The sequence below is a fragment of the Chroococcidiopsis sp. CCNUC1 genome (genome assembly GCF_023546805.1).
Classification (GTDB): domain Bacteria; phylum Cyanobacteriota; class Cyanobacteriia; order Cyanobacteriales; family Chroococcidiopsidaceae; genus Chroococcidiopsis; species Chroococcidiopsis thermalis.
In genome coordinates, this window is the sequence record NZ_CP097480.1 from 4,362,709 (window position 1) to 4,374,926 (window position 12,218).

The window sequence follows — 12,218 nt, forward strand, 5'->3', positions numbered from 1 at the left end:
TGACAATAAATCGCGACCTTAGCAAAACCTAATCTTGAGCTAATTTCTTACCCATCGCGCATTGTTTGGGAGTAATACCGAATTTGCGTTTGAAGGCAGCAGCAAAGTGTCCTTGGTTACTGTAGCCACTGCGATGAACTACCTCAGCAACCGTCAAATTGTCACAGCGCAAAAGCTGTTCTGCCTGAATCAACCGTTGCTCGGTTAGGTAGCCCCACACAGTTGTGCCAAATAATGCTTGAAAGCCTCGCCGGAGAGTACGATCGCTCACTCCTACTTGCTGCGCCAGTTCTGTCTGTGAGGGTGGTTGTTCTAGGCGCGATCGCAAAATTTCTGCTGCATAGTAAATCCGAGCGATCGTGCTGGGCTTCAGCGATGTCTCTGGTGCAGACTGTCGATCGCACATAATACTACTAAGCTGTAGCGCCATCAACTCAAACACCTTGCCCTGTAAATAGAGCCGCTTGGTTGCCCCCCAAAACGGGCAGTCAACGATCTGCTGCACTACTAATCGCATCGCCTCCGTAGTCTTGGGAGAAAACACCTGCTGCCAGTCGTCGCCGCGTACTAAAGGTTGCAGTTCTGCGGGTAGTTCTCCTGTTGGTGTGGCAAAAAACTGACTCAGTAAGTGCGACTGTATGTGAATATTAACTCCAACCTGGGGTTGGGACTGAGGCAAAAACACCTTCAGGCGGCGTTGAATACCGCTACCACCAACATAACTTTGCTTGGCATCGATTAATACGTGGTTTCCACTATCTTCCACTCCTGATAAAAGCACCTTAAACTGCACCAGATGCCTGTTCTCTGGTACCTTTATTGTCAGATCGCGATAGGTTTCGTGGAAAATACACAGTTCCAAACTAGGATACAGTTTTATGTCCCGACTGTAGCCACTGCCCACCAAGGTTGGTACGCTGTAGATTGTTTCCAGGCGATCTATGGAAGTTACTGGCGGACACTGCTGCTCGGCTTCCATACAAATTTTCTCTACCTCTTGTTCGGTCAGCTCAAGGCTCATAGGAGAATGGGAGATTGCAGTGCAGACTAACGAGAAATAATATCAATAATCTCTATTTGCTGCTGAGAAGTCAAGGAACTTGACAGCGTTATCAAATCCCAGACTGCACTCGCCAAAGACTAGCATAAATGCCATTAAGTGCTAGTAAGTCTTCGTGTTTACCCTGCTCGACAATTTCACCTCGATCCATCACGTAAATCCGATCGCTGTGACGAATTGTGGAAAGGCGGTGAGCGATCGCAATTGTGGTACGATTTTGAGTAATCTTGGTCAGGGATTTTTGAATTGCGGCTTCAGTCTCGTTGTCTACCGCAGACGTTGCTTCATCTAAAATCAGTATGGGCGGGTCTTTGAGAATCGCACGGGCGATCGCAATTCGCTGTCTTTGTCCGCCAGAAAGCTTCTGTCCCCGTTCTCCCACAATCGTCTCGTACCCTTGCGGCAACTCCACAATAAACTCATGTGCTTCGGCTAATTTGGCAGCATGGACGATCTCTTCGTCGCTGGCTGCTAAGTTACCATAGGCGATGTTTTGAGCTACCGTACCGTGAAACAAAAATACATCTTGGCTCACCCAACCAATGCAACGTCGCAGTTCTCGTAGTTGTAATTCTCGAATATCGACTCCATCAATCCTAATGCGTCCGCTTTGAATTTCGTAAAAGCGCAACAAGAGTTTGACGAGCGTACTTTTCCCCGAACCCGTCGCACCGACAATACCAATATTTGCACCAGGGGGAATATGCAATGATAGGTTTTTCAAGATCTTGTGGCGCTCTTTGTAGGCAAAGGCGATATTCTCTATCTGCACTTCACCGCGTACTACTGTTAATGGTAAGGTGCGATCGCCCCCCCCAATCGCGATCGGGGTATCTAACAATCCCATCACCCTACGGATCGAAGCCATTGCTCTTTGATACTCGTCCATAATTTGGCTTAAAGAGGCAAAGGGCCAAAGTAATAGCTGTACGATAAATACCAAGAAACCGTAAGTTCCTACGGTGAGGCGATCGTTTGCCACAGCCACACCACCAAAAAATAGCGTAGCGATAAAACCTACGACAACTAGGAAGCGAATTAATGGATAAAAAGCAGCAGAAAGGGCAATTGCCTTACGGTTACTACGTCGATAAGCATCGCTTTCATCAAGGACACGGCTGCGCTCGTAGTCTTCGGTAGTAAAGCTTTTAATTGTCGCAATTCCTGAGAGATTGTTGGCTAAACGGCTACTAATAAATCCCGCTTTTTCGCGTACATCTGCATAGCGGGGAGCGAGTTGTTTTTGAAAAACAAATGAACCCCAAAAAATGAAAGGAATCGGCAGAATTGCGAAAGGAGCCACACTAGGAGCAATCAGAATAAACGAGCCACCCACAGCCAAAACAACGGTGAGAAATTGCAGAATTTCTGCTGCGCCAAAATTGAGAAATCTTTCTAATTGATTGATGTCATCGTTGACAATCGAGAGAAGTTCTCCGGTGGAGCGTTCTTCAAAATAGCTCAGTTCTAGTTCTTGTAAATGGCTGTAGGTATCGAGGCGTAATTCGTGTTGGATGGTTTGGGCAAGGTTGCGCCAGAGGCGATCGTACAGAAATTCAAAGAGTGATTCTAGACTCCAAACTAATAGAGTTAATAGGGATAGTATTGCTAATTGACCAATGATGTTAGTGATGCCAATTTGAGCAATCAGAGAATTCTCTTTTTCTACTACCACATCGACTGCAACACCGATTAGATAGGATGGCGCTAGGTCGCAGAGTTGGTTGAGAATTGTGCAGGTGACAGCAATCCAGATTTGAGGACGGTAGTTTTTGGCGTAGCCTAACAATCGTAGAAGTGGATGCTTTTTGGAGACTCGCACATAAGAATTTGGTGTAGATGACATGATAAACGTCCAACGCAGACAACGTATTGACTAAAAATTACGCGGACTTTTTCGTAGTAGCTACAGGGGGAATTTGCGCGAAGATAGCAGAGCGCAATATTTCAGGAAACTTTTCCCAAGCGATATTTCCCTTACGACTCTTGATATATAATTGCATAAACTCTATTAATGCTGCTGCACTTTCTTCTGGTGAAAGATTGACAAACAGATATGTCGGTTTATCTTGACTAGATACCGATACCACACAGCCTTGAGAGCAAGCCCACAAACATCCAACTGGCTGAATTTCAACTTCATCAGATGAGAATTCTTTATGACATAAATTGTTAATTTTGTCAAGTAAGATAGTGCCGTCAGCAGGCTGACCTTCTGGTAGTTCTTCAGAGCCACGGTGACAAGATTTGCAGACAAAGAGAACGTGTTTGGACATAGTTTAAAGTGTGTTAACAATGAATGTATAAAGGCGATCGATGACTCAGTTATTGTGACATTAATTGGATTGTTCAAGAAAACAGAGATTTTATGGATTTTCCGGCAGGTATTTAAACAAGTCATCTAAGATTTGATTCGCTCCTAAAATCCCCCTGGTATCCCATCTTTCTAAAGGCACGAGATAAGCTCGATTGTTTTTGACTGCTTTGAGGCGACTAAATATAGGATGTTGAAGAAAAAAGCTGAGTGGCTTTCGTTCCAGATTAATAATAAATAGGATGTCAGTGTTGTATTCATCGACGCTTTCAATGCTAAAGGACTTACCAGAAGGTGGCAGTTTATAGTGTAGCCCCAGATCGATTAGAACATCAGCAGTTGCATCATAGTTTTTTGCTGGTGTATAAACAAGACCATGAATATAATAAATTACGGAAACTTTGATTTGTGACAACCGATTTCCCAAGCGTTGCTTCAAGTCTTCAATTCGTTTCTGATATTGACTTAAAACTGACTCAGCTTTTGTTTCTTCACCAAGAACTTTGGCTACATATCGTAGATTTTCTTTAAAGAATGCTTCATGACCTGCCATCTCAAGGTTCGGAGAAGGCACTACAACGGTAGGTGCGATCGCGGATAAGAATTGATACGGATGGTACTTTGTTGCTAAAATCAAATCCGGTTTGAGCATGAAAATTTTTTCGATTGAAGGCTGATCTGGCTTCCCAACATTCGTAGCTCCTTTCACATCATCAAGCGATACACCAGAAAGAACTTCTTTCCCTTTGATGCGATCGGACGTGTAACCAATTGGCTCGATCCCGAGAGCGATTAGAGGATCGAGATTAATGTCAGGGTTTAAGGCAACAATCCGCTGTGGTTTTAGTGGGACGCAGGTTTCGCCCAATTCGTGCCGAATCATTCGGCAATTTCCCGCTAGCGGCTGGTCATTTGTAGTATGGGTGTTTGTCACGCGGGTATTACTAGCAGTGTTGCAAGCGGCAATGAGAGTTACTGCCAAGAGTCCTAAAAGCAAAAAACAGGTGAGACGGTGCAGAGATTTCATGAATGTACTAACCACTCAAAACTCCCATGAAACCTTGCCTTGCACGGTGAATGGCTCTCCTGGATAAACACTCAGACCAGAATTAGAATTTTCAAAATACTCGACATCGAATAAATTGTTGACGTTAAGCGCTGCTCTGAATTGACCGCGCTTGTAGAAAATAGCCGCATCAGTGCGAAAATAGCTGGGTAAGGTAAAGGTATTCTCTAAGTCTCCCTGGCGATCGCCCACATAGAAAAATCCGATTCCGAAACCCAATCCTTGCAAATTCCCTGATTGAATTTCATAGCTCGTCCACAAATTGAAACTACTTTCTGGCACGTTATTAATTCGATTACCAACTTCATACGTTTCATCTTGTGTAATTCGCGCATCAGTGTAAGCATAGCCTGCAATAATATTCCATCCTGGTAAAATTTCTCCAGATATAAATAGCTCGACACCTTGGCTATTTTGTTCTCCTGTTTGAATTTCAAAGTTAGGATTATCAGGATCGGTGGTGTTAACGTTAGTGCGAGTTAAATCGTACAATGCCAGCGTGGCAGAAAGGCGATCGTTTATATCTGCTTTGACTCCAATCTCATATTGCGTCCCGCGTCCTGGCTCAAATGGTTCGTCATCAGCAGACCTACCATAACTTGGGGCAAAAGAGCGAGTATAGCTGGCATAGAGCGAAATCGGCTCGATGGGTTGATAGACAATGCCCAGACGCGGACTAAAAGCATCCCCAGATTGAGATGTTTCAGTATTTTCGAGCAGATCTTCCTCAGTTTGCTCAAAGGCATCAAATCGACCACCCAGTAATAACTTGAGATTATTTGTTATGGTGACTTGGTCTTGAAGATAAATCCCCAACGAATCGGTTAAAGTGGTGGTTTCGCTAGGGGGGTCAGTTCGCTCAAGTATCTCCGTACTGTAAACTGGGTCAAAAAGATCGATGGGTGTTCCTCGGAAAGCCCCATCAGTAAAGAATCTAGAATCAAATCGGCTGAGATCGACACCTAGTAGAAGTTGATGCTGAATTGCTCCTGTAGAAAACTTACCCACAACATTCGTCACGAAATCAAAGGTTTGATCCCTGGTATCAACCTCATCAGCGAATCGCTCTACAGTTCTTAGATCGGGTTCGAGGCTTATTGCAGCAACGCTGTCTCTGATTCTATAATTATTGTCGGCAAAGTAAAAAGCATTTCGCAATGACCAGTTTTCACTAAAGCGATGCTCTAGGTTGTACCCAGCAATGAGCCTATCTATGATAAATCTACTATCTGGTTCTGCGAGATTGCGATTACGAGGAATTTCGCCATTTGGGTTCGGTAATATCGTTCCCTCAACGGGAAGACCAGAACCGCCACGCTGCGTAGCTCCAACATACTGTATATCAAAGGTTAGATCGGTATTTTTGCCAAGTTCAAACTTTATAGCACCTGCAACGGCTGAGATTTCTCGATTGACAAAATCGACAAAACTTTCGGCAGATTCGTAAGAGGCATTTAGTCGATACAATGCTGTTTTGGAATCATTCAATGGACCCGTCAAATCGAGCGCACCCTGATAAAAATCGTAGCTGCCAACAGACGCTTCAACCGAGTAAAAAGGCTCGCGCAGGGGTTGTTTAGTGACAATATTAATTGTCCCTCCAGGTTCACCTCCACCAAATAGAACTGAAGCAGGTCCTCTGAGAACCTCAACCCGTTCGATGTTCGAGAAAATTGCTGTTGTCGAATTTGCAAATCGCAATTTCAATCCATTCCTGGTAAAGTTTTGATTCTCACCAGCATCAAATCCCCGAATTGTGAACGAGTTAAATATAGGGGTGTCATCAGGAGTATTTTGAATTACACCAGGGACATTTTTGATTGCTTCATTGAGGCTGTCAACTTGTTGTTCCTCTAGCACCTGTTGCGGAATGATTTGAATCGACTGGGGAATATCGCGTAAGGGAGTATCGGTTCTTGTCCCCACATTGGTATCGGGGACGAGATAACCATCTTGCTCCCCTGTCACCACAATTTCCTGCTCGTCATCTTCTGGCGCTGGCGGAGTCTGGGCAGCGGATGTACCTGGCGTGAAGCTAAAAATCAACCCCTGATTTGGAGCGTCATATAATTGCACTTGTGGTAAAGCTGCTTCCCCTGTCACCGCGACTCGAATACTATTGGCAGTAGCCTGAGTCACAGCCACGCGAGTAATTCCACCAGCAGGATTATCTTGACGAAATTCTCCTTGTGGTAGTGTTAGTACGGCGTTGGGAATATTCGCGATATAGGTATTGCCTAATACCAGAGTTACAGGCTGAAGCACTTTGCCCTGAGTAGTTTGTAAAATGATTTCCACACCCTTCTCGGTAGGATTAGCCGTAACTCCCGTAATCGCAATAACTTCCCCTGAAGTTTCGTTAGTTGGCGTTGGTTGCTGTACCAAATTTTGAGCGGTTGTCGCGGGAAGTTCAATTTCGCTTAGTTGGGAAATATTTTTGTCAACTTCTCGAATCTGCGCTCCTACTTCCTCACCTTTTGCCGGAGTGCCGAGCAAAAGTGCGTAAGCGAACCATCCCGTTAGGGTTATCGCACTTGTTAGTAGCAGACTTTGAAATAATTTATCTAACTTCATCGCTCCACCTACACTCCCTCACACCACAAGATAGTATTAAGAAAATTTCCTAACTAAACTGGCAGTGTATGTATAGTAGGCGATCGGTATTTCTAATTTGAACGCTAGAGGGATTTTTTTTCTGAACGCTAGCGGGATTTTTGGCAATGCTGCAAGTATTGTTTGGGATTCAAACCAAACTTTTTGCGGAAAGCTGAAGCAAAGTAGCTGCGACTATCAAAACCAACTCTAAATGCCACTTCTTCAACTTTCATGTCTTCCGATCCTAAAAGTTGTCTGGCTTTCTCCAGCCGATAGTCGTGCAAGTATTTAAATGCAGATGTGCCGAAAACTTGCCGAAATCCGCATTTTAATTTGAAGTCATTTAACCCGACTTGCCTTGCTAATTCCAGCAGACTAGGCGGATTTTCTAAATTGTTCAGTAAAATTTCTTTGGCTTGATAAATTTTTTCCACATCGCTCAAATTTCTAGCTGGAAAGTGGCGATCGCATTTCCCCTGCTCCTGAAATTGCTGGAAATGAAGCATCATCAATTCCATTACCTGACTTTCCAGATACATCCGCTTCATCAAGCCTTGATGCGGACACTGTAAAATCTGGCGTAACACTCGCTGCATTTGCCGCGTGATTTTTTCTTGCTGGTAATAAGGCTGGATGCGATCGCCAATTACGGCTTGGCGCAAGTAAATTGGTATCTGTTCTAAATCTACTTCGCCAAAACTTTGAAAAAATTGCTGTGGTTCAATTCTTAGATATATTCGTGAGAACTTCTCTCCGGCTTTCCACCACTCAGTTTCTTGAAGATTGCAGTTACATTCCGAATAGTATTTACCTACTGATTCATCAGTTTTATCGATTAAACCGTGACGTTCAACCGTCACTTTTCCTGACAGAAAAAAACTTAACCCAAATCGTAAGTTATCCGATTTATCTTTCATCCACACAAGGTCATCAATAAACTCTACCTCGTCTACCGCAATAGATAATCCACTGCGTAATTCTGTCGAACAACTATAGATGTTACAGATATCTGAAAACTTTCCGAGCGTGATAGTTTCAAAACCCTTCGACTGACTAGAAAGCGTACCATTTTGCTCGCTTTCTGCCCACAGTTCTTGCTCATCTGTATCTGTCAGAGTTTTTGTCATAGTTTAATGATAATTAATTTCATCATTAAAAACCTATAGTTACAGCGATCGCCCTGGCATTCGGCACTCTAGCTAGCTACATCTCTCTAATTTAAATGAGAACTACTCTTAATTGTGGCACGAAATTGACTATAAGAAAAGTGACTGCGGATCGATAACTTGGGATTAGCAGTCTTTTGCATAGGCTTAATAGCAATTCTCGATTGTGTGGATGATATATTGTAGGGGCGCACAGCCGTGCGCCCCTACCAGATGTGTATTGCATCCAATTGAAAACCGCTATAACGATGAGGGATGTCGCGATCGCAGAGTTCTCGCAGCTGAGTTGAACGATGGCGATCGCTATTTGTATATCGTTCTCAAGAAACAATCATTCAAGGTGTTTCACCTAAATACTTAAACAAGTCATCCAGCATGGCATGAACTGCAAAAATATCTGAACTATGCCAATGTTGACCTACGAAATAAACGCGCTCGCGCTGCACGACATTAAGCTGTCGCCATAAGGGTCTTTGTTTGAGCTTTTCTAGCGTCTTCTTATCATCTTTATCATCCCAAGTCAAAAAGAAAAGAACATCCCCATCAATCTCAGATATTGTCTCTTCCGACAGGTTTTCTACATAGAAGTAATCTCCGGTTTGCGATCGCGGACGTTGGAATCCAATATCGCTTAGCACCGTCCCAGAAAAATGCTTTTCTCCATATGCCCAAATTCCATATTGCAAACTGGTACTTGCAACAGATACCTTGCGATTATGACGGCGATTCTCCTTTGGAGAGGCTGCGCCAATGCCTAATATTTTTTTGAGTTTTTCAATTCGCTGCCAATAATCATTCATTAATTGCTGATACACATCTTCTTTACCTAATACTTGAGACAGTTCCTCTAATTGCCGCTGCCAAGAAGGAGGAGGATAAGGAATATTCAATACAACTGTAGGCGCAATCTGGGATAATTGTTTATAAATAGCTTTTGCGTAATAAGAACCAATCAGAATTAGATCGGGTTTAAGTCGCAAAATCTTTTCTAAATTAGGAGCGTCATGTCCTCCGACAAGTTCTATTCCATCTACTTTATCTTGAAGATAATTAGGAATAGGATTGGCTAATTCAATATACACTGATGCAATAGGTTTAATCCCTAATGCCAAACTATTAGCGAAAGTATCTGTCCTCAGAGTTACGACACGTTGAGGATTGCGAGGAATGCAAGTTTCACCCATCACATGCTTCACGAACCGACAATTCTCTACCAGTGGTTTTGAGCGTGTAAGGCTGCGATCGCCGATCGCGTTACAAGTCGAAATCAGCGTTACCATTACAATTCCCAAACATACTAGATAGGCAAAGCGGCGTAAAGAGATTTTCATGAATGTAATAACTACTCAGAATTGCCAGGGAACTGTTCCTAGAACGGTGAAAGGTTCCCCAGGATAAACACTCAGATCGCCATAAGCAGATTCAAAATAGTCTACATCAAATAAATTCCTAAAGTTCAGTGCTGCCCTAAACTGTCCGCGATTGTAAAAGATCGCTGCATCAGTGCGAAAATAGCTAGGTAACGTAAATGAATTGTCTAAATCTCCTTGGCGATCGCCGACATAGAAAAACCCTATACCAAAACCCAATCCTTGCAAATTCCCAGATTGAATTTCATAGCTCGTCCATAAATTGAAGCTACTTTCTGCCACGTTATTTATACGATTACCAATTGTAAAAGTTTCATCTTGTGTAATCTGTGCATCGGTATAGGCATAACCGCCAATAATGTTCCATCCTGGTAAAATTTCACCCGAAACAAATAGCTCGACACCTTGACTATTTTGTTCTCCTGTTTGAATTTCAAAGTCAGGATTATCTGGGTCAGCAGTAGTAACGTTAGTGCGAGTTAAGTCGTACAATGCAAGTGTGGCAGAAAGGCGATCGTTTATATCTGCTTTAACTCCAATTTCATATTGCGTACCGCGTCCTGGCTCAAATGGCTCGCCATCAACAGATCTACCAATAGTGGGGGAAAACGACCGAGTATAGCTGGCATAGAGCGAAATTGGCTCTATTGGCTGGTAGACTAGACCCAGACGCGGACTAAACGCATCTCCTGATTGAGATGTTTCAGTATCTTCGATCAGATCTTCGTCAGTTTGTTCAAAGGCATCAAATCGACCACCTAGCAGTAATTTAAAATTATCTGCCAAGGTTATTTGATCTTGAAGATAAATACCTATTAAATTGATTGATGTTTCATCGTCATAAGGACGGTCAACTATATCAAGTCTTTGGGAACTGTAAACTGGGTTAAAAATGTCAATGGGCGTTCCTTGGAAAGTCCTCAAGGCAAAGCTGCTAGAATTATATTTTCTCAAATCGACACCAAATAGCAGCTGATGATCGATCGCGCCTGTGGAAAATTTACCAACAACGTTTGTGAAGAGATCGAAGATATATTCCTTGGAATCGCGATCGTCACCTTCACGCTGTAAAGTTCTGAAATCGGGTTCGAGGCTAGCAGGACGGACACCTCTAATTTTTTGATAAAGATAGGAATAGTAAAAAGCATTTCGCAACGACCAGTTTTCACTCAAGCGATGCTCTAGGTCGTACCCAACTCGGAAAACCTCTGGACTATATTCACTATCTTCGCTGGCAAAATTGCGATCGCGCTTAATTTCTCCGTTTGGGTTGGGTAATACAGTTCCTATGGCGGGAAGACCAGAGGGATAACTCTGATTTATTTTGCTATACTCTAAATCAAGTTTTAGATCGGTATTTTTGCCAAGTTCAAACTTTAAAGCACCTGCAACTGCTGAGGTTTCTAACTCGCTAAAATCGACAAAACTGTCGGCAGATTCATAAAAGGCATTTAGTCGATACAATGCTGTTTTGGAATCATTCAACGGACCAGTTAAATCGATCGCACCTCCGTAACGGTCATAGCTGCCAATAGTGGCTTCAACCGAATAATAAGGATCGCGCAGGGGTTGTTTGGTGACAATATTAATTGTTCCGCCAGGATCGCCCTCACCAAATAGAACTGAAGCAGGTCCTCTGAGAACTTCAACCCGTTCGATGTTAGAGAAAATTGCGTTTGTACCTGCTGGAAGTCTGACACTTAATCCGTTTCTAGTGACGTTTGGTCCAAAGTCGCCAACAGAAAATCCTCGAATCGTAAAACCAGCAAATCCAGGGATGTAATTAGGAGCGGTTTGAGTCGCACCAGGAACATTTTTGAATGCTTCATTTAAGGTGTTAACTTGTTGTTCCTCTAGCACCTGTTGCGGGACAATTTGAATTGATTGCGGAATATCTCGCAAAGGTGTATCGGTTCTCGTTCCCACGTTGGTATCGGGGACGAGATAGCCATCTTGCTCCCCCGTTACTACAATTTCCTGCTCGTCAGTTTGCGCCGTTGGTTTTCCTGGTTGGGTTTCACCCAGTGGTAGCGGAGTCTGAGCAGCAGATGTACCTGGCGTGAAGCTAAAAATTAACCCCTGATTTGGAGCGTCATATAATTGCACTTGTGGCAAAGCTGTTTCCCCCGTCACCGCGACTCGAATACTATTAGCGGTAGCTTGAGTCACAGCTACGCGAGTAATGCCGCTTGCAGGGTTATAGGCGCGAAATTCTCCTTGAGGAAGTGCTAGTACAGCGTTGGGAATATTCGCAATATACGTATTGCCCAAAACCAGAGTTACAGGCTGAAGCACTTTACCCTGAGTAGTTTGTAGAATTATCTCTACACCTTTATCGGTGGGATTTGTCACAACTCCCGTAATTGATACAATGCTTCCCTTCCCTTCTTGGTTAGGCAGGACGGCAGGTGGGTTAGTTGGTGTTGGCGATTCCAACATTTGAGCGCTTGTCGTTGGAAGTCTAATTTCGTTTGGCTGTAAAATATTTTTGTCAACTTCTCGAATCTGCGCTTCCATTTCCTCGCCTTTTGCTGGAGTGCCGAGCAAAAGCGCGTAAGCGAAGCATCCCGTTAGGGTTATCGCACTTGTTAGCAGCAAACTTTGACACAATTTATCTACCTTCATCGCTCCACCTACATTCCCTCAC

General features: G+C 43.5%; 9 protein-coding genes. 1 reads left to right on the forward strand and 8 read right to left on the reverse strand.

Annotated features, from left to right (window positions below):
- Window positions 1-28: 28 nt before the first annotated feature.
- The 6 genes from M5J74_RS20015 to M5J74_RS20040 form a co-directional block, all read right to left on the reverse strand.
- Complete coding sequence (locus M5J74_RS20015; protein ID WP_250012945.1) at window positions 29-1,021, reverse strand: AraC family transcriptional regulator; 993 nt, start codon at window positions 1,019-1,021, stop codon at window positions 29-31.
- 91 nt (window positions 1,022-1,112) lie between these two features.
- Complete coding sequence (locus M5J74_RS20020; RefSeq protein WP_250012946.1) at window positions 1,113-2,906, reverse strand: ABC transporter ATP-binding protein; 1,794 nt, start codon at window positions 2,904-2,906, stop codon at window positions 1,113-1,115.
- A 37-nt stretch (window positions 2,907-2,943) separates the two neighbouring features.
- On the reverse strand, window positions 2,944-3,336 hold the full coding sequence (locus tag M5J74_RS20025; RefSeq protein WP_250012947.1) for a DUF1636 family protein: 393 nt from the start codon (window positions 3,334-3,336) through the stop codon (window positions 2,944-2,946).
- 90 nt (window positions 3,337-3,426) lie between these two features.
- Window positions 3,427-4,401, reverse strand: coding sequence for an iron-siderophore ABC transporter substrate-binding protein (locus tag M5J74_RS20030; protein ID WP_250012948.1), 975 nt, complete (start codon window positions 4,399-4,401; stop codon window positions 3,427-3,429).
- 15 nt (window positions 4,402-4,416) lie between these two features.
- Entirely contained in the window at window positions 4,417-7,014 is a 2,598-nt protein-coding gene (locus M5J74_RS20035) for a TonB-dependent siderophore receptor (protein ID WP_250012949.1), read from the reverse strand.
- 128 nt (window positions 7,015-7,142) lie between these two features.
- The gene (locus M5J74_RS20040) at window positions 7,143-8,162 is read right to left on the reverse strand and encodes an AraC family transcriptional regulator (protein ID WP_250012951.1); all 1,020 of its coding nucleotides are present in this window, start codon (window positions 8,160-8,162) and stop codon (window positions 7,143-7,145) included.
- 211 nt (window positions 8,163-8,373) lie between these two features.
- Between M5J74_RS20040 and M5J74_RS20045 the strand changes: the two genes are divergently transcribed.
- Window positions 8,374-8,562, forward strand: a complete 189-nt coding sequence (locus tag M5J74_RS20045) for a hypothetical protein (RefSeq protein ID WP_250012953.1) — start codon at window positions 8,374-8,376, stop codon at window positions 8,560-8,562.
- Here M5J74_RS20045 and M5J74_RS20050 read toward each other — a convergent pair.
- Together M5J74_RS20050 and M5J74_RS20055 are read right to left on the reverse strand one after the other, a co-directional pair.
- Window positions 8,537-9,532 (reverse strand): iron-siderophore ABC transporter substrate-binding protein, encoded by a 996-nt coding sequence (locus tag M5J74_RS20050; RefSeq protein ID WP_250012955.1) that lies wholly within the window; start codon window positions 9,530-9,532, stop codon window positions 8,537-8,539. The genes M5J74_RS20045 and M5J74_RS20050 overlap by 26 nt on opposite strands.
- 15 nt (window positions 9,533-9,547) lie before the next feature.
- Window positions 9,548-12,196 carry a TonB-dependent siderophore receptor gene (locus tag M5J74_RS20055; RefSeq protein ID WP_250012957.1) on the reverse strand — a complete coding sequence of 883 codons (2,649 nt, stop codon included), beginning with the start codon at window positions 12,194-12,196 and terminating at the stop codon, window positions 9,548-9,550.
- Window positions 12,197-12,218 lie beyond the last annotated feature (22 nt).